The 22551-nt window shown below is 67.1% G+C and carries 21 protein-coding genes and 1 pseudogene; 15 read left to right on the forward strand and 7 right to left on the reverse strand.

The window, feature by feature from the left end; genetic code table 11:
- Positions 1-1527: pseudogene (locus tag K8V11_RS14065) on the forward strand (preprotein translocase subunit SecA); the annotation flags it as partial.
- Between the two features lie 23 nt (positions 1528-1550).
- Here K8V11_RS14065 and K8V11_RS14070 read toward each other — a convergent pair.
- Positions 1551-2156 carry an Rv3235 family protein gene (locus K8V11_RS14070; protein ID WP_303915590.1) on the reverse strand — a complete coding sequence of 202 codons (606 nt, stop codon included), beginning with the start codon at positions 2154-2156 and terminating at the stop codon, positions 1551-1553.
- A gap of 252 nt (positions 2157-2408) precedes the next feature.
- On the opposite strand from K8V11_RS14070, the gene K8V11_RS14075 reads away from it, so the two are divergent.
- From K8V11_RS14075 to K8V11_RS14085, 3 genes are all read left to right on the forward strand, one after another.
- Positions 2409-2813, forward strand: a complete 405-nt coding sequence (locus K8V11_RS14075) for an HAD family hydrolase (protein WP_067475000.1) — start codon at positions 2409-2411, stop codon at positions 2811-2813.
- An 11-nt stretch (positions 2814-2824) separates the two neighbouring features.
- Positions 2825-4288 carry a wax ester/triacylglycerol synthase family O-acyltransferase gene (locus K8V11_RS14080; RefSeq protein ID WP_303915595.1) on the forward strand — a complete coding sequence of 488 codons (1464 nt, stop codon included), beginning with the start codon at positions 2825-2827 and terminating at the stop codon, positions 4286-4288.
- Between the two features lie 83 nt (positions 4289-4371).
- Complete coding sequence (locus tag K8V11_RS14085) at positions 4372-4890, forward strand: hypothetical protein (RefSeq protein WP_303915598.1); 519 nt, start codon at positions 4372-4374, stop codon at positions 4888-4890.
- A gap of 36 nt (positions 4891-4926) precedes the next feature.
- On the opposite strand, the gene rsgA is transcribed toward K8V11_RS14085, so the two are convergent.
- Together rsgA and aroA are read right to left on the reverse strand one after the other, a co-directional pair.
- Positions 4927-5949 carry a ribosome small subunit-dependent GTPase A gene (gene rsgA, locus K8V11_RS14090; protein WP_303915600.1) on the reverse strand — a complete coding sequence of 341 codons (1023 nt, stop codon included), beginning with the start codon at positions 5947-5949 and terminating at the stop codon, positions 4927-4929.
- A complete protein-coding gene (gene aroA / locus K8V11_RS14095) occupies positions 5949-7280 on the reverse strand; it encodes a 3-phosphoshikimate 1-carboxyvinyltransferase (protein ID WP_303915603.1) in 1332 nt (443 codons plus the stop codon). The genes rsgA and aroA overlap by 1 nt, the downstream gene beginning before the upstream one ends.
- Positions 7281-7371: 91 nt before the next feature.
- Here aroA and K8V11_RS14100 point away from each other — a divergent pair, with 91 nt between their 5' ends.
- A complete protein-coding gene (locus K8V11_RS14100) occupies positions 7372-8193 on the forward strand; it encodes an SOS response-associated peptidase (protein ID WP_303915604.1) in 822 nt (273 codons plus the stop codon).
- On the opposite strand, the gene K8V11_RS14105 is transcribed toward K8V11_RS14100, so the two are convergent.
- Positions 8190-8714, reverse strand: a complete 525-nt coding sequence (locus K8V11_RS14105; RefSeq protein WP_303915607.1) for an aminoacyl-tRNA deacylase — start codon at positions 8712-8714, stop codon at positions 8190-8192. The two genes, K8V11_RS14100 and K8V11_RS14105, sit on opposite strands and share 4 nt — an antisense overlap.
- Positions 8715-8894: 180 nt before the next feature.
- Between K8V11_RS14105 and K8V11_RS14110 the strand changes: the two genes are divergently transcribed.
- The 3 genes from K8V11_RS14110 to K8V11_RS14120 all read left to right on the forward strand — a co-directional run bounded on the left by K8V11_RS14110 (position 8895) and on the right by K8V11_RS14120 (position 10524).
- Entirely contained in the window at positions 8895-9551 is a 657-nt protein-coding gene (locus K8V11_RS14110; RefSeq protein ID WP_303915610.1) for a sigma-70 family RNA polymerase sigma factor, read from the forward strand.
- Between the two features lie 4 nt (positions 9552-9555).
- Positions 9556-9891: a hypothetical protein gene (locus K8V11_RS14115; protein WP_303915613.1), complete on the forward strand. Its 336-nt coding sequence runs from the start codon at positions 9556-9558 to the stop codon at positions 9889-9891.
- A 417-nt stretch (positions 9892-10308) separates the two neighbouring features.
- Positions 10309-10524, forward strand: a complete 216-nt coding sequence (locus K8V11_RS14120; protein ID WP_303915617.1) for a biotin/lipoyl-binding carrier protein — start codon at positions 10309-10311, stop codon at positions 10522-10524.
- A gap of 108 nt (positions 10525-10632) precedes the next feature.
- On the opposite strand, the gene K8V11_RS14125 is transcribed toward K8V11_RS14120, so the two are convergent.
- A complete protein-coding gene (locus K8V11_RS14125; protein WP_067474849.1) occupies positions 10633-10881 on the reverse strand; it encodes a WhiB family transcriptional regulator in 249 nt (82 codons plus the stop codon).
- Between the two features lie 792 nt (positions 10882-11673).
- On the opposite strand from K8V11_RS14125, the gene K8V11_RS14130 reads away from it, so the two are divergent.
- Positions 11674-12090 (forward strand): hypothetical protein, encoded by a 417-nt coding sequence (locus tag K8V11_RS14130; RefSeq protein ID WP_303915622.1) that lies wholly within the window; start codon positions 11674-11676, stop codon positions 12088-12090.
- Here K8V11_RS14130 and K8V11_RS14135 read toward each other — a convergent pair.
- Positions 12087-13478 (reverse strand): hypothetical protein, encoded by a 1392-nt coding sequence (locus tag K8V11_RS14135; RefSeq protein WP_303915625.1) that lies wholly within the window; start codon positions 13476-13478, stop codon positions 12087-12089. The two genes, K8V11_RS14130 and K8V11_RS14135, sit on opposite strands and share 4 nt — an antisense overlap.
- A gap of 83 nt (positions 13479-13561) precedes the next feature.
- The gene (locus K8V11_RS14140) at positions 13562-15055 is read right to left on the reverse strand and encodes a DEAD/DEAH box helicase (protein ID WP_303915627.1); all 1494 of its coding nucleotides are present in this window, start codon (positions 15053-15055) and stop codon (positions 13562-13564) included.
- Positions 15056-15307: 252 nt separating this feature from the next.
- Here K8V11_RS14140 and K8V11_RS14145 point away from each other — a divergent pair, with 252 nt between their 5' ends.
- The 6 genes from K8V11_RS14145 to K8V11_RS14170 form a co-directional block, all read left to right on the forward strand.
- Positions 15308-15535 carry a DUF3107 domain-containing protein gene (locus K8V11_RS14145; RefSeq protein WP_067474857.1) on the forward strand — a complete coding sequence of 76 codons (228 nt, stop codon included), beginning with the start codon at positions 15308-15310 and terminating at the stop codon, positions 15533-15535.
- 80 nt (positions 15536-15615) lie between these two features.
- Positions 15616-16614 carry a DUF3152 domain-containing protein gene (locus K8V11_RS14150; protein ID WP_303915631.1) on the forward strand — a complete coding sequence of 333 codons (999 nt, stop codon included), beginning with the start codon at positions 15616-15618 and terminating at the stop codon, positions 16612-16614.
- The gene (locus K8V11_RS14155; RefSeq protein WP_303915634.1) at positions 16614-17831 is read left to right on the forward strand and encodes a ThiF family adenylyltransferase; all 1218 of its coding nucleotides are present in this window, start codon (positions 16614-16616) and stop codon (positions 17829-17831) included. The genes K8V11_RS14150 and K8V11_RS14155 overlap by 1 nt, the downstream gene beginning before the upstream one ends.
- Before the next feature lie 117 nt (positions 17832-17948).
- Positions 17949-18875: a hypothetical protein gene (locus K8V11_RS14160; protein WP_303915637.1), complete on the forward strand. Its 927-nt coding sequence runs from the start codon at positions 17949-17951 to the stop codon at positions 18873-18875.
- 38 nt (positions 18876-18913) lie between these two features.
- The gene (locus K8V11_RS14165) at positions 18914-20197 is read left to right on the forward strand and encodes a CynX/NimT family MFS transporter (RefSeq protein WP_303915640.1); all 1284 of its coding nucleotides are present in this window, start codon (positions 18914-18916) and stop codon (positions 20195-20197) included.
- 78 nt (positions 20198-20275) lie between these two features.
- On the forward strand, positions 20276-22551 hold a 2276-nt coding region (locus K8V11_RS14170), incomplete at its 3' end, for a UvrD-helicase domain-containing protein (protein ID WP_303915643.1).

The raw sequence follows: 22551 nt of genomic DNA on the forward strand, positions 1-22551 counted from the left end.
GAGGAGATCGCCGAGCGGGTGGAGAAGAAGCAGCCGGTGCTCGTCGGTACGGCGAGTGTCGACCGCTCCGAGTACCTGTCGCGCCTGCTCAACAAGCGGGGCATCGATCACCACGTGCTCAACGCGAAGTACCACGCCTCCGAGGCACAGATCATCGCGCAGGCCGGCCGCCCCGGCGCCGTGACCGTGGCGACGAACATGGCCGGCCGCGGTACCGACATCGTGCTCGGCGGTAACCCGGACATCCTCGCCGACCTCAACCTCCGCAAGCGTGGACTCGATCCGGTGGAGAACCCGGAAGAGTACGAAACCGCGTGGGATGAAGAGATCGAGCGGATGAAGCGTCTCACGAAGGAAGAGGGCGAAAAGGTTCGCGAGGCCGGTGGCCTCTACGTGCTCGGTACCGAGCGCCACGATTCGCGCCGCATCGACAACCAGCTTCGCGGTCGTTCCGGTCGACAGGGCGACCCGGGTGTGTCCCGCTTCTTCCTCTCGCTCGGCGACGAACTCCTGCGCCGCTTCAACGGCGCGGCCGTCGAGGGCATCATGAACCGGATGCGCCTACCCGACGACGTGCCGATCGACGCGAAGATCGTGTCGCGCACGGTGAAGAACGCCCAGTCGCAGGTTGAGGCGCAGAACTTCGAGATGCGCAAGAACGTCCTCAAATACGACGAGGTGATGAACGCTCAGCGCAAGGAGATCTACAAGCAGCGCAACGAGATCCTTGAGGGCGAGGACATCCACCTGCAGATCGAGAGCTATATCTACCGGGTCGTCGAGGCGTATGTCGCCGGCGCGACCTCCGAGGGCTATTACGAGGACTGGGACCTCGACAAGCTGTGGGAGGCGCTCGGCAAGCTCTACCCGGTGGGTATCGACTACAACGAGCTGCACGACGGGTCCGAATACGGCCCGGAAGGGGACTTGAGCGCAAACGATCTCCGTGAAGCGGTGCTCGACGACGTCTACGCGGCCTACGATCGCCGCGAGGAAGAAGTCATCGCCGCGTCCGGCCTGACCGGCGAAGGCGCCGACGAATCGATGCGCGATCTGGAGCGCAACATCATGCTGCAGACGCTCGACCGCAAGTGGCGCGAGCACCTCTACGAGATGGACTACCTCAAGGAAGGCATCGGCCTGCGTGCGATGGCGCAGCGCGATCCTCTCGTCGAGTACCAGCGCGAGGGCTTCGACATGTTCACCCAGATGCTCGAGGGGCTGCGCGAGGAAACCGTCGGATTCGTGTTCAACGCGAAGCTGCCGGAGGTTCAGACCGGACCGTCGGCGGCACAGGCAGCCGCGCTCGCGGTGAGTGGAATGGGCGGAGTCGACAACAAGCGGCTGGAGTTCACCGGGCCGAACGAGTCCGGCGATGCCTCCGAGATCGACGAGTCCGTCTCGGGCAACAATCGCTCCGAGCGCCGTGCCGCCGATCGCGAGGAAAAGCGTGCGGCTCGCCGTGAGCGGCTCAGCGCCCTCGACGCCGAGGCCGCGTCGAAGAAGAAGCGCAAGGCCAACCGCTGACCAGACGCCGCGCAACGCAGCCGTTAGGTGGGCATGCGCAGCGCGGTACAGCGGACCCGGCCATCCCGGGCCTCCATGTGGGCGGCGACTGCGAATAGTCGCCGCCCACGCGCATACGTGGCGCACACCTCGATTCCCGAGGTGTGCGCCTTCTGCGTATGCGACTGCGAGCCGGGCACCGTGACATGGACGGTGCGCACCTGGGCGGCGTTCGCCGGGCGGCGCCGGGACTTGGCGAGCCGAGTCACCTGCAGCAGCGGGCCGGTGGCGAGCAGGGCCGACAACGTGGCGGGGGAGCGCCGACCATCTATTGCCTCCAGCACCGCGACGAGAACGCCGCGTGCCGCCCGTTCGGCCTCCGCATGGGAGATGGGAACCGGTGCCCCTGGTGCGGGGGCGCGTCCCGCCGAGCCCGACGACGCACAGGGGAGGGCATCGGCCGGAGGAGAACTAGGTGGCGCTACGGCCGTTGGTGCTGAAGGCCCACACGGGGCGGGCTCGCGGTGGGCACGAAACAGTTCCGAGCCGGTATCGACCTCCCACTCTGGTTCGCAGGGAACGGCGCGCTCGACCACACCGATGCCCTCCGGCGCCGAGGGGGTGGCGGCGTCTGCCATGTGCGCGGACATGAGACCTCCGATGCTGCTCCGGCGACCGGCGCTGCAGTCGTCGCGTGTGTGTCTGCCGATGCTAGTGCCCGGCGAGCGCGGGATGGGGACGCTACATTTGGGGCACGGTAGGTCCGACGTCATGGGCGATGGGTTTGTGACCTGGGACAACAGAACCGCCTCGGGGAGCGGGACGAGCGCGAACGCGCATCGGGGCGCCGGCGGGGACCCGGGCGCATGCAGCCCAAACCAAAGCAGCATAAAGTTGTGGGCATGCGAGGACTAATCGTGGACTACGTCGGCGTGCTTGATGGCACGGAGGAAGATCGACAGGGCTGGCGGGAGCTGCTGGGCGCCATTCGCGACAGCGACGTCAAGCTCGCGGTGTTGAGCAACGAACCCGAGGGCCCGGGCGCGGAGCGGGTCAAGGCCGATGCCGCTTGGTACGGCGTCGAGAATGTTTTCCTGTCGGGCGAGACCGGCGTGGAAAAGCCGGACCCGCAGGCGTTCGAGGGCGCTGCGGATCAGCTCGGTCTCAGCCCCAAGGAGTGTGTGCTCGTGGACGATGCGATCGAAAACGTCCACGGCGCTGTGCAGATCGGTATGATCGGCGTGTTCTACCAGGCGCTGGAGCGGCAAGCTGTCGAGCTGCGGAGCCTGTTTGGTCTAAACCGCTAAAAGGGGCCGGCATGGCGAAACGTATTGAGGTATCCGACGTTGCGCTGATCGGCAGTAACACCGCTCTGTCACGCAGCGGCGCAATCTGCTCGATCTCCGTCATCGAACGGCCACGCGGCTGGGATATGAACACCCTGATGGAGTTCGTCGATTCCCGGCTCGCCTCTGCGCCTCGCTACCGCCAGAAGATCCGCTCGGTACCGCTGATGTTCGGCCGCTCGGTCTGGGTCGACGACCAGGATTTCGACCTGAGTTTTCACGTTCGGCGAAGCGCGCTGCCCGAGCCCGGAGGCCTGCGCCAGCTCGCCGATCTCGTTGCCAGGCTGATCGACAGGCCGTTGGAGACTTCCCGTCCGCTGTGGGAGCTGTACCTCATCGAAGGCTTCGCCGACGGCCGTATCGCGGTGCTGTCGAAGACCCACCAGGCGTTGGTCGATGGCCGCGATTTTCTCGACCTCACCCAGATCGTGCTCGGCGATACGCCTGCGAACAAGGACGAGATCGAAGTACCGACGTGGACGCCGTCGAGCTCGCCGAGCAATGGCGTGCTCGTCGTCGATGCGTTGACCAGCCTCGTGGCCGACCCACTAGATCCGCTGCGCCGCATGGCCGGTGGAATCGAGAGGGCGGAGAAGGCCGCGATGTCCATAGTGAGCGCGGCGACCGCGCCGCTTCGCCCGAGCCACGGCGGTGTCGCGGAAACCTTCCACACCCGCCGGGCCACCGGTTCGCGAGTCGGCCTCGCCTCGTTCCCGCTCGCTTCGGTGCGCGGGATCGCGCGGCGCCACCAGTGCACCGTCAACGACGTGGTGCTCAGTGTCCTCTGCGGCGCGCTCCGCTCGTGGGTCCAGTCATGGGGCCGGCCGCTGGCGACCTCCGACGTGCTCAACGTGATGGTGCCGCTCGCGGTGCGGGCGGGTTCCACCGATGACGGCGAGGAGTCCTCGCTCGGCGAGGAGCTGCTCGATGCCGCCGGTGTGGAGGACACCGAGATGGCCTCGGTCGTGATGCCCCTGCCGGTGGGCGAGACGAATCCGCGCGTGCGCCTGGCCCAGATCGCCCGCGAGACCGCGGCGTTCGCGAGCGCACCCAATGCCGTCGGCGCGCAGGCGATGGCCGGGTTCGGCGGCTTCGCCCCGAGCACCCTGCACGCCCTCGGCGTGCGCGCGGCGAGGCTCGTCCCCGAGGGCAGCTATGACCTGATCGTCACGAACGCGCCGGGGCCACAGCACCGCATGTACTGGGCCGAAGGCGAGCTGTTCGAAATGTATCCGGTGCCCGCGCTGCTTCCAGGACAGGGGCTAGCCGTTGCTCTCACCAGCTACGACGGCACTGTGTACGCCGGATTCACCTCGGACCGGTCCGTGGTTCCCGATGTCGATGAGATCGGCGAGCTTATCGCCGCGTCCATCGAAGAACTCGAGGAAACCGAACCCTATCTCGCCCGCGGTCGCCGCGCGGAGACGAATAAATAGGGCCGCCGGTACGTTGGCACGAGAGGAAGCGTTCCGGGCCGCGCCCGGAGCATCGACGTAAGAAAAGGACACCTGAAGCCACCGTGCGCGTATTCATTCCCGCCACCTTTTCCATGCTCCGCACCCTTGTCGACGAGGGCGAGATGCCGGTGCGCAGCGGTACCGCGTTCGCCGCGACGCCGACACTCACCGAATCGTTCTCCGAGGGGGACCAGGAGGAAATCGAACACGTCGCGTTCACCGAGGCCTCTCGGGCGAGCCTGCGCCTGCTGCAGGCAGAGGGCGTCGATACGGATGACGCCGAGGTTCCTGCCCGCAGGGTGGTCGTGAGTGTCGAGCTCCCTGATCGGGCGGTCACGCTGCGCCCGGATCTCGATGACGCCGTGGTTCGCCTCGAGACCCCGGTCGTGGCGAACAAGGTGCTCCGCGCCATCCACGTCGATCTCGACAGCAACACCGACACCGTGGTCAAGGCCGTCGCCGTGATCGATGAGGCCGACCTCGGCGAAGAAGACGCCGAGCTGACCGTCGGCGACGCCGTCGACCTCGACCTCGCGTGGTTCGACCCCGTCGAGCTGCCGTTCCTCGTCGAACTCGGCTGATCCGCACGCCCGGACTCCCGGGCGGTCGCCGGCCCCCTATTCGGAAGAGCCGAGCGCCCACTGGTCATTGGATTCCAGCGTGGCCAGCAACTCGCGGACGGCCATCGCACGCCGGTGAACGGCCGGATCCGTGATTTCGTCGAATGCGCACTCGGGGTCCGCGGGAGGGCCGAGATGGGTGCAGCCGCGCGGGCAGCCTTCGGCGACGGAGGCAAGATCGGAGAACGCGTCGAGAACGTTTTCGGGCTTGATGTGCGCGAGCCCGAATGAGCGGATTCCCGGGGTGTCGATGACCCAGCCACCGCCGGGCAGCCGAAGCGCAACCGACTGGGTCGAGGTGTGCCGCCCTTTTCCGACTCCGGACACGGCGCTGGTCGCGCGGTCGGCGTCGGGCACCAGGCGATTGACGAGCGTCGATTTGCCAACCCCGGAGTGCCCGATGAGGGCGGACACGTCTCCGCCGAGCATGTCTCGGAGCGCGTCGAGCCCGTCGTCGACGCCGACGGTGATGACGGGAAGGTCGAGAGCGCTGAACTCGGCGGCGAACACCTCTGGATCGGCGAGATCCGATTTCGTGATCCCGAGTACGGGCTGCAGCCCGCCGGCGTACGCGGCGACGAGCGCGCGGGCGACGAACCCTGTGCGCGGAGGGGGATCGGCCGCGGCCACCACGATGAGCAGGTTTCGCGCGTTGGCGACCACGATGCGCTCGAAGGGATCGTTGTCGTCGGCAGTGCGCCGCAGCACCGAGGAGCGCTCGGACACCTTGACGATGCGGGCGAGCGACCCTGGCGCGCCGGACAGATCACCGACGATGCCGACCTCGTCGCCGACGACGATTGGCGTGCGTCCGAGCTCGCGGGCACGCATCGCGACGACCTCGACGCCCTCGTCGTCGCCGCTCGCGAGGACGCAACCCCACCGGCCGCGATCGACGGACACGACCATCGCCGCGCGCGCGTCGTCATGGGTGGGACGCCGCTTTGAGCGCGGGCGCGACCCCTTGCCCGGGCGCACCCGGACATCGGATTCGTCGAAATCGGCCGCGCGCCGCGCCACTACTCCTCGCCCCCGGCGAGCATCGCGTTCCAGAGCCCGGTGAAATCGGGCATCGTCTTCGAGGTTGAAGCAATGTCGTCGACGATCACGCCGGGAACGACGAGTCCGAGAATCGCCCCGGCCGTCGCCATGCGGTGGTCGGCATAGGCATGCCACGTGCCCGCCTGGAGCGGCCGGGGGAAGATCCGCAGCCCGTCCTCGAGCTCGTCGACCTGCCCGCCGAGCCCCCGGATCTCGGCCGCCAGTGCGGCGAGCCGGTCCGTTTCGTGTCCGCGCAGGTGAGCGATCCCACGCAGCGAGGTCTCCCCGGTGGATACAGCGGCGAGCGCGGCGATGGTCGGCGTCAGCTCGCCGACTGCCGACAGGTCCAACGTCGTTCCCTGTAATCCGCTCGTCGTGCCGCCGAGCGCCGGCGGGCCCGTCACCACGCACGTGGCGACACCGGCCGCCTCGTCGACGTCCTCCCAGCGCACGTCCGCGCCCATCTGCGCGCAGATGTCTCGGAAGGCGTCGCCGGCCTGTGTCGTCGACAGCGGCCACAGCGGAATCCGAACCTCACCACCGGTGACGGCGGCGGCCGCCATGAACGGGGTCGCATTCGATAGATCCGGCTCGATCACCCAGTCGTGTCCCGCGATCGGCCCGGGAGCGACCTCCCACACGCCGTCGGAGGGGCTGCGCGCGTCCACGCCCACGGATCGAAGCACCTCGAGGGTCATGTCGATATGCGGTTGGGAAGGCACGGCGCCCTTCCCGACGTGCCGAATCCGAAGACCCCGATCGAACCGGGCGGCCGCGAGTAGCAGGCCGGAGACGAACTGCGAGGACGCCGAGGAATCGAGCTCGATCTCCCCGCCGGCGAGTCGTCCCGTGCCGGTGAGTCGGAACGGCAGTGCGTCGCCGTCGACTCCGATCCCGAGCCCGCGCAGGGCGTCGAGCATCGTGCTCTGCGGGCGGGTGCGGGCGGCCGGATCGCCGTCGAACACCGACTCGCCGGACGCCAGTGCGGCGACCGGCGGCACGAAGCGCATCACCGTCCCCGCCAGGCCACAATCGATCTCGGCTCCATGCAGCGGGCCCGGCGCGACGGTCACCGTGTCGCCGTCGCCGGAGATCTGCGCACCCAACGAGCGCAACGCCCCGATCATGAGCTCCGTATCGCGGCTTCGCAACGTCCCGGTCAGCGTAGAAGGGGAGTCCGCGAGCGCGGCGAGAACGAGCGCACGGTTGGTGAGCGATTTCGAACCAGGCACGCGCACACTCGCGCGAACGGCGGTCCGGGCGGTCGGCGCGCTCCAGTGAGCCGAAGAATCGGTGGGGGCGTTGTTCATGCCTTCCATTGTCGCCCATCGCGGCCCCGGTGCGGTTGAATGCCCGCCTCCACCTGCCCAATTCTGCGAAAGTCGTGGCACGATTGAACTCATGTGTGGGCGATATTCCTTGCAATCTGACCCGGCGCAACTCGCTGTGGACCTCGACGCACTCGACCTGGCATCGAGTCCGGCGGCCGGTAATGTGCCCGCGGAGGGGCCGCGCGCGCCGCGCTTCAATATCGCGCCGACCACCACAATCCCTGTGCTCACCGCCGGCGCCGAGAACCGGGAACTCCTCGCGATGCGCTGGGGGCTCGTCCCGTCGTGGACCAAGGACCCGGGCGACCTGCCGAACCTCTTCAACGCCAGGTCGGAGACCGCCGCGACGAAGCCGTCCTTCCGCTCCGCCGTGCGCCGCCGTCATGCCGTGGTGCCGATGGATGGTTGGTACGAATGGGTGCCCGCCCCCGCCCAGCACGAGGGCGGGAAGAAGGGGCCGAAGCAGCCGTTCTTCATGTCACTTCCCGGCGATTCGGGGCTGCACATGGCGGCCCTGTGGGAGCGGTGGACCATGCCCGCCGCCGATGACGACACCACTCCCGACCTCTTCGCCCACGCAGAATCCGGCGACGAAGATCAGGCGGTCGAGCAGGTCATGTACTCGTGCACGATCCTCACCACCGAGGCGCTCGGACCGCTGCGCGCGGTCCACCACCGCATGCCGCTCGTCGTGCCGCCGGAAAAGCTCGACGCGTGGCTCGATCCCGAGGTCATCACAGACCCGCTCGACCTCGTCGACGACGACGAGCTGACGGCGTGGGCTGAGACCATCGAGATCCGTCCGGTCTCGCGGGCGGTCTCGAACGTCCGAAACGACGGTCCCGAGCTTCTCGAGCCCGTGCCAAACCCCGAGTGGTTCGACGCCGGCTAGGGTGCGGAGATCCCGGCGATCGTGGCACCGGTGAGCGCGATGAGGTCTGCGGGGACCATCTCGATCTCGAGCCCGCGCTTGCCGCCGGAAAAGAAGATCGTCTCTTCAGAAAGCCGTGCCAGTTCCGCAGCCTCGTCGATCACGGTGGGCAGGTTCTTCTTCTGTCCGAGCGGAGAGACGCCGCCGAGTACGTATCCGGTGACCCGCTGTGCCTCTTCCTTATCGGCCATCGCCGCCTTGGACGCGCCGAATGCCGCGGCCACGGCCTTGAGGTCGAGGTGCGCGTCGACGGGCACCATTGCGACACCGAGAGCGTTCGGGGCGTCCGACCCCGACAGCGAGACGACAAGCGTCTTGAAGATTCGCTCCGCCGGCGCCCCCGCGCGTTCGGACATGATCTCCGCGGCTTCGGCACCGAAATCGGTGCCGGTGGATTCATAGGTGTGTGTGGTGTGCCAGGCTCCTGCCTCGGAGAGGACCCGTAGTGCCGGCGTCGCGGCGGCCTTCGACTTCTTGCCCATGGGTGCCGAGACTACTCGCGCGGGGCGGGGATCCCGTTCCGCCGGTCCGGGAGCGAAGTGGTCACGAGAGCGGGAATACGATTCCCCGGTTTGGCGTTGGAACGAGCAGAACCAAAGCGTTCTGCGGGAGGGAGATTGCCGGTGAACAGCGTACTCGAGTCGCCCAGAGCTTCAGGCGACATGCGTGCTCCAGTCGGTGCGGTCGTGCGTCTAGACTCGTACGCACGGTCTGCGAAAGGAGCCCGGGTGACGGACGAGAAGTCCCCGACAACCGCTGAGAAGGCAGACGAGTTCCAAGAACTCGCCATGCCTCTGCTTGACCAGCTCTATGGCGCTGCGCTTCGGATGACGCGCAACCCGGCCGATGCCGAGGATCTGGTCCAGGAGGCCTACGCGAAGGCCTTCAGCGCATTCCACACGTTCAAACGCGGGACGAACTTCCGGGCCTGGATGCACCGCATCCTCACGAACGCCTACATCAATCATTACCGCAAGCGTCAGCGCCAACCTGCGCAATACCCGACCGAGGAGATCAGCGACTGGGAGTACGCGGCCGCGGCCGAACACAGCTCCACGGGACTGCGATCGGCCGAGGTGGAGGCCATGGACAGGTTGCCGGACGACGAGATCAAGACCGCGCTGGCCGAGCTTCCCGAGGAGTTCCGCATGGCGGTGTACTACGCCGATGTCGAAGGACTGCCCTACAAGGAGATCGCCGACATCATGGACACCCCGCTGGGCACCGTGATGAGTCGCCTACACCGTGGGCGCAAGCAATTGCGCGAGTCCCTCCACGACGTCGCCGTCGATCGCGGTTTCGCGAGAGAGGAGGCGTAGGACGATGGGAGCGCACGACTCAGAAGGCCATTGTGATGCACTTCGGCGCGAACTGCTCCGTCTGGAGGCCGAGCCGGGCACGCAAGAGGAGTGCCGGGAGATTCGCCACAAACTGGAGAATTGTTGCCCCGATTGCGCCGATACCGTCGCAGCCGACGAGCTTTTCAAGAAGATGTTGTCGCGCTCGTGCAACGAGAGGGCTCCAGAGCATTTGCGGCAAAAGGTCGACCGATGGTTCCAGGAAACGTGTTATTCGTCTCGCACCGTGATCGAGCAGGACGCCAATGGAACCCGGATCATGCACCAGCAGTCCCGTAGTACCTGGCACAGCAACGATTGACGGTCAGATAGTTGCGAAATGAGCGGCGCCCGCCGTCACCACTGAAGATGGTGATCGGCGGGCGCCGTTTTCTCTAGGCTCCGTTAGGAGTTAGGCCGCTTGCCGTGATTGGCATTGGACTTGCGGCGAGCCTTCTTCTTACGACCACGCTTGCCCATGGTGACTCCTTTCCGTTCGCGAACAAAGAACAAGGTCTCGATTATCGCACGTAGAACAGCAGTGACGGTAAATCGGCTGCATCTCGTCCCTCCGGTGCGCCCGGTGTTTCCCGGTAGGCGGTACGGCGAGGGGTAGCGAAACAAGTGGAGGGGAAGGGCCGAATGCCCGCCTGCGGGCGGATCTGTGATTTCATGGTTGCTAGATAACACACGCTGTTGATTTAGTGAGCGCGCCCGATGTGGCGGTGAGGAGCAATCCATGGCCGAGAAGGTATCTGCCGAAATGGTGGCGAGCATTCTGCAGGTCCAGGTGGCCGTGGGGGACACGGTAGAGCCCGGACAGGCGGTTATTCTGCTCGAATCGATGAAGATGGAGATTCCCGTTCTCACCGAGACCGGCGGGAAGGTCACGGGGGTCCCGGTCAAGGTGGGGGACGTGGTTCAGGCCGGCGATCTCCTCGTGGAGATCGAATAGCCAATTGAGTCCCGATACGAAGCGAAGTGCGAGGCTCCGTGGTGGACACGAAACCTCGCACTTCGTTGAGCTATGCAGGCGGGCCGGTAACTACCGGCCGCGGGGTCGTTAGACTGCGGCGCGGGCGCGGGTGCGGCGGCGCTTGAGCGCGCGGCGCTCGTCCTCGCTCATGCCACCCCAGACGCCGGCGTCCTGGCCGGACTCGAGGGCCCAGGCGAGGCAGTCGGATGCTACGGGGCAGCGGTTGCAAACCTTCTTCGCCTCGCCGACCTGGGCGAGAGCGGGGCCGGAGTTACCGACCGGGAAGAACAGTTCGGGATCCTCATCGCGGCAGATGGCCTTGTGGCGCCAATCCATTAGACTCTCCTTGAAGTGAAACTGAATTCATTGCTCGTGCTTTTGTCTTCGCAGCTTCCCAAGCCAGATGCCGACGCATCGGCGCAGCAGAATACGGGGCGCTCATGCGCCACCATTTTCTGTGCGGATGATGGACCCGGCGTTGAGACGTACACAGGAGCGTGCTGCGTGACCGAAGGCGCGGGGGAGATACCTTCTTAAGAAGGCGTGCGAGCAGACGTAATACTCGTTTTTCTCTCGGCGTGACTTGTGCGATCTCCGCTATGCGTGCGGCCCTACATCGCTGTAGGGGCTGGCGCGTCCTAATCCTGCGAGGCAGTTTCGGAAGCCTTGGTGAAGGCTGGGCAAACTCTGCGTTACTGCGCTGTTACGGGATATCGTGCCACGTTCTGAATTGATGTCAATAGATTTTCGCTCCGAAGTGGCGTACTTCACTCAAGAAAATGACGAAGTCGGCGTTGTCAAATCGGGCGAACGCGCTTGCCTGGCTTCGAGGGTGGTGCTGTGCGGCGCTGTTGGTTGCGACACTCACTTGCCGCAGGTAGCGAGGTCAACTTGCTTTTTCTCCCTCAGGTGTCTCGTTCGACTCTCGAAGAGGCGTAGTGCCAGCCGTTTTTCGGCAAGCCCCCAATTCCTTATCGGAAATGGGGAGCCCTCGGCAGGGAAATGTCTACAAACAGCCCCTTCTTTAAGTTAGGCAGCACTAACCGTTAATGCATTGATGTTCGGCTGTTCGTGTGCGAGAGGCGGGCAGCCGTGCTTTGGTGTCTGCGGGTGTCATAGCCTTGAGTGGTGACTAACAATTCCGAGCCGGTTCCGTACCCGCGTGACTTCGTGCCGCCTGGCGTGCGCATTGCCGGGGGCATCGCTACTGTGCAGGGCCTTGTCTTGCTCGGGTTCGCCATTTATCTCGTCGTGCATGCGCTGCTCGGGTACCGCGAAGAAACTGTCCAGATCAGCGGTTACGGAACGGCCATCTGGTTCGTCATTATGGGCGGAGCGTTAACCGCCGCCGCTGTCGGTCTGTTACGCAACAAGCGGTGGGGGCGTGGCCTCATCATCATCGCCCAGCTGGTACTGCTGCCCGTCGCGTATTACCTCGGTGTCGGCTCGGAGCAATGGGCGGTCGGCGTCATTGTCGGAGCCTCCGCGATCGTCGTTCTCGTGTGTCTGTTTCGCCGCGAGTCGCTGGAATGGTACGCGGCCTAGCTGGTCGAATCGGTCATCTGATAGGCCGTGAGCAGTCCGTCCTTCTGGACATAAAGGATGTTGCCGATCTGGGCGAGGCCTACCGGTTCGGCCCGCTGCGAGGCGAGGTCCAACTCGAACGACCTCTCCACCTCGCCGGTGTCGATATCGACGTAGTTGAGCGCATCGCCCGAGGGGACGATCGCCTGCTTCGGTGTGAAGCGCTCGTCCTGTTTCGCAGGGGTGAATCCGAATCCGTGCCCGGGCCCCGTGGCACCCTGCATGGTCCACTGCATGTTCCCGGAGCGGGCATCGAAGGCGTGCGTCGTCTCGCCGTCGAACCAGCGGAACTGCGCGGGATCCTGGGACACGCTCTCCGGCGAAGGCTTGAGGGCGGGCTCTCGATCGAGAGTACCCAGAGAGGTTGCTGATCCACTCGAGTCGACGCGGACGAGCATCCATTCGCCGCCGCGGAGGGCGAGGCCCACGGAGTCGTTGGATTCCGTCAGCCCGATGAAATGGAACTGATCAAGGTCGGTGAGCGTCGAGGACACCTCTTCGGGGACACGGCTGTCCTCGGGGACCGCTCTCGACACCGTGATCCGTACCGTGTCTTCATCGGGGCAACGCTCGGCGACGGCGAAATTCTCCGAGTTAAGATTCGCCGACTGAAACGAGCAGCCGCTCCGGGGCTGCTGCCCGGCTTCCTGCGGAGCGGGAACGTGACCATATTCGACCGTGCGGACAAGGTCGTCGCGCCACAGCTCAAGCCGGTCGGGGCCGAGAACGAGCATGTGGGACCAGCTCGTCCAGGCGGTCATATCCTCGGAGAACGCGCTCTGACGGATCCCGTCGTACTTTCCATCGGACGCGCGGAAGGCTGTGGCATCGCTACACCCGGCCGGTCCCCGGAACACGGTGACGATGCGGGAATCGAAATAGGTCGCCTCGCACAGTGGGGTGTCACGCGAGTAAGACCACTCCTCCGACTTGATGCCGGCCTCCCACGCCGTGATGGCGTTCTCGCTCGTCGTGAAGACATTCGACGACGACACCAAAGGGGCGCCCACGGTGTCGTTCGGAGCATCCCACTCCTCGCGCAGCGAGGTCGGCATGGTGTTCGACGGCTCGTAGTCGGGCTGCGTTTCCGCGGCCTCGTGGTGCTCGGCCGTGCGCGCCGATCCGGTGAGAAGCGCGATCGCCGCCACACACACCACGACAACCACGATGGCACCGACCGCGAGAAAGTCGGCCGTCCGTGCCCGTTCGGAGGGCACACCGAACAGCCCCGGCACGCCGAAGCGAGGGCGCGAGCCGCCTGAGGGGCGCAGGTCGGCGTTATCCGGGTCGGCGCCCTCAGGCGCGGGGCCATCGGAAGATGCCTGTCCGGGGAGTCGATTGCTGGGCACGAAGTGGGTCCTTGGCGGGTGTTATGCAGGTCGGCGGCCGACGCCGACGCTGCGATCGGGCCTGCCTGTACTGGGCGCGGGTCCTAGGAATTCGAGGAATCGCCGGAGGAGTGCGGGTTGCCCCGGGTGCGGCGGCGACGGCGCCGGCCGGAGGATTCCCCGCCCGAGCTGCCGGACGCGTCCTCCTCGGACGCGGGAGCGGACCCCGAGGAGGAACCGGACCGGCGGCGGCTGTTGCCGCCACCGCGCGAGGAGCGCCCGCGAGAGGAACCGCCACGTCCGCCGTCATCGGCCTTATCGGTTGACGGCGGTGCGACGCGACCGGTGATCCCCTCGGGGATATCGAGATCCGAATACAGGTGCGGGGAGCTGGAATAGGTTTCCGCGGGTTCCGGTTTGCCCAGCTCGAGCGCCTTGTTGATGTGGTTCCACTTGAACAGGTCGTCCCAGTCCACAAGCGTGATGGCGATGCCGTCGCGCCCGGCGCGGCCCGTGCGGCCGATGCGGTGGATGTAGGTCTTCTCGTCGTCCGGGCACTGGTAATTGATGACGTGCGTGACGTCGTCGATATCGATGCCGCGCGCGGCGACATCCGTCGCGACGATGACGTCGGCCTTGCCGGTGCGGAAACGGTCGAGCGCGCGCTCGCGTGCCTGCTGGCCGAGATCGCCGTGGATCGCCGTCGCCTTGAAGCCGCGCTCCTTGAGGTCCTCGGACACGTTGTGCGCGCTGCGCTTGGTCCGCGTGAAGATCATCGTCGCGCCGCGACCGTTGGCCTGGAGGATGCGGGAGATCAGCTCGACCTTGTCGAGGTTGTGTGCCCGGTAGACGAACTGACGGACGATCTCGTGGGTCGGGGTGCTCGACGCGGACTCCGCCCGCACGTGCATCGGCTTGGACAAGAAGCGGCGGGAGAGCGTGAGGATCTCCTGCGGCATGGTCGCCGAGAACAGCATCGTCTGGCGGCGCTCGGGCACCAGCCGCAAGATCGACTCGACGTCCGGCAGGAAGCCGAGGTCGAGCATCTGATCGGCCTCGTCGAGCACGAGGATCTCCGCGGACGAGAGGTTGAGGACCTTCTGGTTGGCGAGGTCGAGAAGACGGCCGGGAGTGCCGACGACCACATCGACGCCCGAGGCGAGGGCGTCCTTCTGCCCGTCGTACGAGGTGCCGCCGTAGATCGCCTCGACCACGAGCGGGCGCTTCGACGTGCGCGAACGGGGCGTCTTGGGAACCTGCAGGTCCTCGGCCGCGAGCTTGAGATCGGAGGTGACCTGCATGCACAGCTCACGCGTGGGGACGACGACCAGCGCGCGCGGTGTGCCGTCGAGTTTCTTCACCTCGCCGGCGGCGATGCGGTTGAGCAGCGGCACGCCGAAGCCATAGGTCTTTCCCATGCCGGTGCGGGCCTGGCCGATGATGTCGCGTCCGTCGAGGGCGATGGGGAGGGTGAGCTCCTGAATCGCGAAGGGGGAGGTGATGCCGCGGCGCTCGAGGGCCGCGCAGATCTCCGGGCTGACACCGAGGTCGGAGAACGAAGACCCGGCTGGGTCGGCGGAAGCGGGGGTCGTATTCAAACGTGTCCTTTCGCCGCGGGGCGCACCGTGCGCCCGGGCTTGTACTGTGTATCGACGTCAATAGGTTTTATGTGTGTCAATCCTAACGCCTAAGCTGCGCCCCCAGGCGCCTCGCCGGGCCGCCTCGCACCCGGCGAAGCGGGTAGAAAATAGTAGAAGGGTCCTGCCGTGGTCGGCCGTGCGGCGTCATCGACGACTTTGCGGCGTGCCGGGGGCAGTGCCCGAATAGGTTGAACGAAAGGAATTAAGGACATGTTGCTCACCATCGGACTCAAGGAAAGTGGCCGCGAGCTCAAGGTCAAGACCGAGCTGGAGGAGAAGGACGTGCGCGCGAAGGTTGCCGAGACCGCGGAATCGCCCGCACAGTTCATGGAGTTCGAGAAGGAAGACGGCCGGACTCTGCTCATTAATCCCTCCGCGATTGCCTACCTCGATTTCGGAACCGATAAGCCCCGATCTGTCGGATTCGGGTCGCGCTAACCGTGGCCGCGCACCGGGCCTAGTACCCTGGGTAGGAATTCGACGAGACTGGGCCCTGCGCGCGGAAAGGAACGTGGTCGATGGCGAACCGCCATGCCGGTGGCACGACACCGCACAGCCAGAGGCTGCCGCGAGAGGCGCGCAGGGGAGATGGCCCGCTGTGCGCATCGTGGGATCCGGAGAAGCGCGTGCAGTCCGCGGCGACCTCCGCCCGCGGTGGCGGCACGTCCGGTAAGGGTGGCGCTCTTCGCCGTTTCGTCAATAACTGGGGATGGCGCGCGTACGCGATCCCCGTGCTCATCATCATCACGGTCGCAGTGATCGCCGACGCGGTGCGCAGCCCTTCGGTCGCCGAAACCGGCAGCAGCGGCGAGATCGAGAACGCCAACCCGGGGCCGATCCCCGGGGCGGATGACGATCCGGGACGCGAGGTCCCCGAGATGGGCCAGCTCCCGCCGGGAGGGCCCGTGCTCGAGGCCGGGGCAGGCTCTTTCTACGTCGTGCCCGGAACCTCCGACGTGATCGGGCGGGACTCGGGTGAACTCAACGATTTCACCATCGAAATCGAGGACGGCATCGACACCGGCGATTTCGGTGGGGACGACGCGATCGCCCAGATGATCGAGGCGACGCTCTACAACCCGAAGAGCTGGACCGCGGACGGCAAGGTCAAGTTCCAGCGCGTCGACGGCGACGCCAAGCCCAAATTCCGCATCTCGCTGTCCACTCCCGAGACCGTGCGCGAGGCCTGCGGCTTCGATATCGAGCTAGAGACCTCCTGCTACAACCCGGACACCGAGCGCGTGTACCTCAACCTCGCCAGGTGGGTGCGGGGTGCGACGTCATTCGAAGGTGATATCGGGCTGTACCGGCAGTACCAGATCAATCACGAGGTCGGACACGCCGTCGGCCACCCGCAGCACGATCCGTGCCCGGGCGAAGGCAGGCTCGCGCCGATCATGATGCAGCAGACACTCAGCCTGAAGAACTCCGATCTTCACTCGCTCGACCCGGGCGGCTACGCGCCCGACGACGACGTCACCTGCCGTCCGAACGCCTGGCCGTTCCCGGAGGTGTAATGGCTACGGCATTTCCGCCGCTCGTCGAACCGGGTCCCGAACTGACCCTGGCCGAGCGCGAGCGCTACGCGCGGCACCTGATCCTTCGGGATTTCGGCCCCGAGGCACAGCGGCGCGTGCGCGCGGCCCGTGTTCTCGTCGTCGGTGCGGGAGGCCTCGGCTCGCCGCTTCTTTCCTATCTCGCCGCGGCGGGCGTCGGGCACCTCACCGTCGTGGATGACGACGTGGTGGAGGTCTCCAACCTGCACCGCCAGGTCATCCACGGGTCCTCGAGTCTCGGGGTGCCGAAGGCAGAATCGGCGGCGCGGCGCCTCGCCGATCTAACCGATCTCGTCGAGGTCGACGCCAGGGTGGAGCGCCTCGATCCGAGCAATGTGCGCGAATACGTTGCCGCGTGCGATGTGGTCGTCGACGGCTCGGACAACTTCGCCACCCGGTACCTTGTCGCCGATGCCTGCGAGATCGAGGGGACCCCGCTCGTGTGGGGCACCCTGGACCGCTACCGCGCGCAGGTCTCGGTGTTCTGGTCCGCGCCTCCCGCCGGCTACGAATCCGTCGGCCTCCGAGATGTCTACCCGCAGCCGCCCGCGCCGGGCACCGTGCCGTCCTGCGGCGAGGCCGGGATTCTCGGCGCACTCACTGGGCAGGTCGGCTCGCTCATGGCTATGCAGGCGCTGTGGCTCATCACCGGGGTCGCCGAGCCGGTGCTCGGGCGCCTCGTGCTCATCGACTCGCTCGCGACCACGCAGCGCAGCCTCCGCGTCACCGCGGATCCGAGCAGAGGGAGGGCGACCACGCTCGCCTCCGCCGAGGGCGCGACGTCCTGCGATATACCGCTCGCGGGCGCCGCCGTTGACGCAGAACCCGAGGTCACGGAGGTCGCGGTCGCCGACGTCTCGCGCAGGCTCGGTTCGCCGGGGACGGTTCTGCTCGACGTGCGCGAGGCCGGCGAGCGCGCGGTCGCCGCCATCGAGCCGTCGATCTGGGTGCCGCTCGGAGAGCTGGGCGCGGCGCTCGACGATCCGACGAGCCCGCTGTCGAGGGTGCTCGGTGCGGGGGACGACGTCGTCGTGGTCTACTGCAAGGCTGGCGCGCGCTCTGCCAGGGCGGCGAAACAGATGCTCGACCGCGGTGCGGACGCCTCGCGGGTGGAATCCATGGCCGGAGGCATCGACGCGTGGTCGGAGGAAATCGACACCACGCTGCCGCGCTATTGATCGCCCCCGCCGCAGCTATTGCCCCGCAAATGCGGCGAGGCGACGGCGACCTGGCAGAGCAGCAGGTATAAATTCGTCTGTAGGTTTTCTCCACACCCGACGCAGAAAGCGACGACGATGAGCCCGCAGCCAGTGCCCGAACAGATCCGCAGGGTCTTCGGCGTGCCCGAAGGCGACTTCGTGCCGGAGCCCGGCACCGCCGCCCGGTGGCGGGTCGGCGACGTCGTCTGTTCGCGCGTGGCCGACGCCACGGTCGCGACCCTGTCCGCCCGCGCCCGCGAAAAGCTCACGCTCGACGGGGTGGGGGTGGCGCGCGCGATGCGCGGCACGGATGGCCGATATGTCGTTGGTGGCTGGCGTGCCGACCGCTACGCCCGCGGCGAGCTCCGCTCGCGCCCGGACGAGATCATCGCGCTCGGCGATTACCTCGGGCGTGCCCTCGCCGGGGTCATCCTCCCGCGCCGCCGCTCCAGCGACGCCTTGTGGCGCCCTGCCGCCGTGTTCGACCACGCCATGGAGGCCGCGTGGTCCGGTGAACCTTCCCGTGACCTCGACTCGGGCCTGCAATATCACATGGAGCAGGGCGGCGAACGGTTCGAGGGACACCGCGCCGAGGCCCTCATCGCGGCCACGGGCATGGCCCGCCTGCGCGATTCGATCGATGACGCCGGACGTGCCGAATCTGCCCGCCGGCCGTCTCCTTCCCGCGCGGTGGACGCTCCCGTCGCACACATCGACCTCGCCCATTCCCTCCGCTTCAACGAGGACGGGCCGCTTCTAGTGGACGTCGTGACCGCGCCGGCAGACCCCATTCGCGGGCAGGCGATCGCAGCCGTAGACTTGCTCTCCGCAAAGGCAGCGGGAGAGGATCTCCTGTGGCGTTGGGCCCTCGTTCCAGGCTGGTCGAAGAACGTCGTGTGCGCCATGGCGTATCGGCTCAGCGTGCATGCGCTCCACCCGGACTCGAGCCAGTCCGCGTTCGCAGGACTTCGGTCGGCCACGGAGATCGTCGACCGCTTCGCCAGGGCTGCGCACAATCTCTAGGACCCGCCTTTCGGCGCGGGGCGAAAGGCGAGTGTTACTTGAGTACTTCTAGGCCAGAGTCCGCCGCGGGCAAGAGCAAGGTCGTGCTGTTCGGAGCCGGCGGGCTCGTCGCGTTCCTCGGTGTCGTCCTGGTCTCGCTCAACCTGCGCCCCGCCGTCACCGCGGTAAGTCCGTTGTTCACGCCGATCGACGAAGACCTCGGTCTGGGCACGACGGGCATGAGCGTGCTCGGGATGATTCCGACCCTGATGTTCGGCCTGGCCGGTTTCGCCGCGATCCGCCTCGTCGCACGCATCGGACTCGAGAAGGTCGCCGTCACCGCGATGCTCATGGTGACACTCGGTTCGGCTCTGCGCGCCGTCGCCCCGAACGCAACGGTCCTCACGATCGCCTCGGCCATCGCCCTCCTCGGCGCGGGCTTCGGCAACATCGTCTGCCCGCCGTTGGTGAAGAAGTACTTCGCGAACAAGGTGTCGTCGATGAGCATGGTCTACACCACAGGCCTCCAGCTCGGCACGATCATCCCGGCGCTCATCACCGTGCCCATGGCGAACGCGCTCGGCTGGCGCCTGTCCCTGGGCAGCTGGGCGCTGCTCGGTCTCGTCGCCATGGGGCCGTGGATCGCCGAACTCGCGGCCGCCAGAAAATCGGCAACCCCGACGTCATCCAGCGATAACGCCCAGGCGTACGGGGGCAGCGCAAAGAGGGACAAGCCTCTACAGGCGTGGAGGTCTCGACTCGGGATCGCGATGGCGGTGGCGTTCGGCACGAACTCGCTGCTCACCTACTCGTTCTTCACCTGGCTGCCGCGGATCGTCGAGGAGGAGATCGGGCTGAGCCAGTCCGCCGGCGGCACCGCGCTGGCGCTGTTCTCCGCGATCGGCCTGGTCTTCGCGATCGCCATGCCGATCGTGGCGGGCCGACTTGAGAATCCGTTCTCGATGTTCGCGCTCGCGACGGTGGTGTACCTCGTCTCGTTCGCCGGGCTGCTGTGGTTCCCGACCGCCGCACCGTGGCTGCTCGTCGCGCTGCTCGGCGCCGGTCCGCTCACCTTCCCGCTCCTGCTCACCTTGATCAACCTGCGCACTCGCACCTCGGCGGGCTCGGCGGCGCTGTCGGGCTTCGCGCAGGGCGTCGGCTATATCCTCGCGAGCCTCGGGCCGCTGCTGTTCGGATGGCTGTGGGACCTCGGCGGATCGCTCACGCTGCCGCTGGTATTCCTCGTGGTCGCGCTTGTTGTGCTGTGCACCTCGGCGTGGATCGCCTGCCAGCCGCGGATGCTCGAGGACGAGCTCGAGCCGGCCGAACCCGCGCGCTCCTGACGCCACACCGTCATCCCTTCCCGCCACATTCCGGGCGGGGCGAGCATTTTGTCGGAGCGGTGCAATAAGTTTGTACCCATGACGGCGAACGACGGATCCGCGCGCGAGCTCCGCCCCGGCCCACGCATCCGGTGGACCAGGGCCGAACCGGTGCGCTCCGCGGGCTTGTCGCCCGAAGGGTGGGCTCAGGACGCCGGTGCGGCAGCGCTGCTCGAGGCGGCGCGCACCCTCTCGCAGCGCCCCGCCAGGGAGAACCGGTGGCTCGTTCGCGGCGGCCCGGGGACCGGTAAGTCCATGCTCCTTTCGGCGGCGGTGTCCGAAGCCATCGTCGGCGGCATCTGGGGCGGCCGCATCGCGGTGCTGGGAAGCTCGGCGCGTTCGGTGGATCAGCTGCGACGTTTCATCGCCTCCGCCATAGCCGCGAACGTCCCGGAGGGAGCCCCCGCGGCGAGCGTCGAGCCGCAAGTTCGCACGGTCCATTCGCTCGCCTTCGCAATCGTGGCGATGGCCGCCTCCCACGCGGGCGCGCCGGCCCCGCGCCTACTCACCGGCGCGGAGCACGATGCCATTTTCCGTCAGGCCCTCCTCGGCTACTCCGAGGATGGTGGACAGCAGTGGCCGGAGCAGGTGCGTCCCGCCCTGGCCACACGCGGATTCGCGCGCGAGCTGCGCGACGTCGTTCTGCGGCTGACCGAACGAAATGTCGCCCCCGACGAGCTTGCCGAGCTGGGTGCCGAACACCGCAGGCCGTTGTGGGAGTCGGCGGCGCATTTCGCGGCACGCCACGAGCAGGAAATGGAGCTGCGTACGGCCCCGTCCGCCTCCGAGGATTCGTTCCCCACCTCGCTCAACGCAGCACAACTCGTCGGCCGGGCAATCGACGAGCTGCTCGCGGACCCCGATCTACTCACCGGCGCCAATGCCATTGATCTCGTCGTTGTCGACGATAGCCAGCTCATCGATCCCATGGCTGGCGAGCTCATCGCCACGATCGCCCGCTCGGGCGCTTCGGTCATCGCCGCACACAGCGGGGACGAGGCGGTCTTCCGGTTCCGTGGGGCGAGTGACGAGTTCGCCGAGAAGCTCGCCGAGCAGGACGCCCGGGAAATCGAGCTCACCCAGGTGCACCGCGGCCCGGCCGCAGCCGGTGCGGCGGGCATCCTCGCCCAGCGTCTCCCGGGCGCCGCACGATGGCGCCGGATCGTCCCCGAGACCGGCGTGCCTTCCAACCCGCACGAGGTGCCGGCGGTGTCCTTCCGCACCGAGCGCTCCGCGTCCGAGGAATCGGCCGTCGTCGCGGACTACCTGCTGCGCATGCACCACGTGCACGAGGTGCCGTGGGACCGGATGGCAGTCGTCTTCCGCACCGTTGGCGACGGCGCCGAGCTGCTCCAGCGCCAATGCGATTCCGTCGGCATCCCCATCGTCGATGCGGGCGCGGAAGTCCCGCCCGCAGAGGATCCGATGGTTCGCGCGCTGCTCGACGTGATCGAATCCGTTCTCCGCACCCCGGACGAGCAGGACACCCGCACCCTGCTCATGGGCCCACTCGGCAAGGCCGACCCCGCCGATTTCCGCGACCTGCGCCGCACACTGCGCCGGCTCGCAACGGCGGGCGGCACCCCTCAACGCTCGATGACGGCGGTGCGAGACCTCCTCCTGGGCGAAGACGAACCAGCCGCGATCCTCGGCGAGGACGCCTACGGGCGCCTGTCGACGCCGGTCGAACGCATCCGCGCGCTCCGCGCCGTCGTCGCCGCATCCATCGCAGCCGGGGATTCGGTGGAGATGGTGCTGTGGAATCTGTGGCACTCGAGCAACAAGGCGTATTCGCTGCGTGCGGTCACCGGCGCAGGGGGAGTGGCCGGACGTGCCGCAGACCGCTCCGCCGACGCGGTCATGGGTCTGTTCGATCATGCCGCGGACTTCGTCGAGCAGATGCCGCGCGGCTCTTTGCGCCAGTTCGTGGAGATGATGCGCGAACAGGAACTGCCGGCGCCGCGACGCGCGGGGCGCAGACCGAGCCGGAAGGCCGTGAATCTTCTCAGCGCCCACAACGCCGTTGCAGCGGAGTTCGATGTAGTCGTCGTCGCCGGCGTCCAGGAGGGAGTGTGGCCGTCGCCCAGGCGGCGGTTCGGGCTGTTCGAGCTGGAGCTCCTCGTCGATCTTCTCGACCGCCCGCATATGAAGGACCTGGACGACACCCAGCGCGAGGCCGCAGGGATGGCGGCGTCCGCTGCCGACGAACGCAAGCTCGTGGTGCTCGCCGCGTCGCGGGCACGCGAGAACATCCTGTTCACCGCCGTCGACAACGGCGAAGATCTCGCCGCCTCGCAGTTCATCGACGAGCTGGC

Origin of the sequence: Dietzia timorensis, from assembly GCF_020742175.1 — a bacterium.
Lineage (GTDB): Bacteria > Actinomycetota > Actinomycetes > Mycobacteriales > Mycobacteriaceae > Dietzia > Dietzia timorensis_A.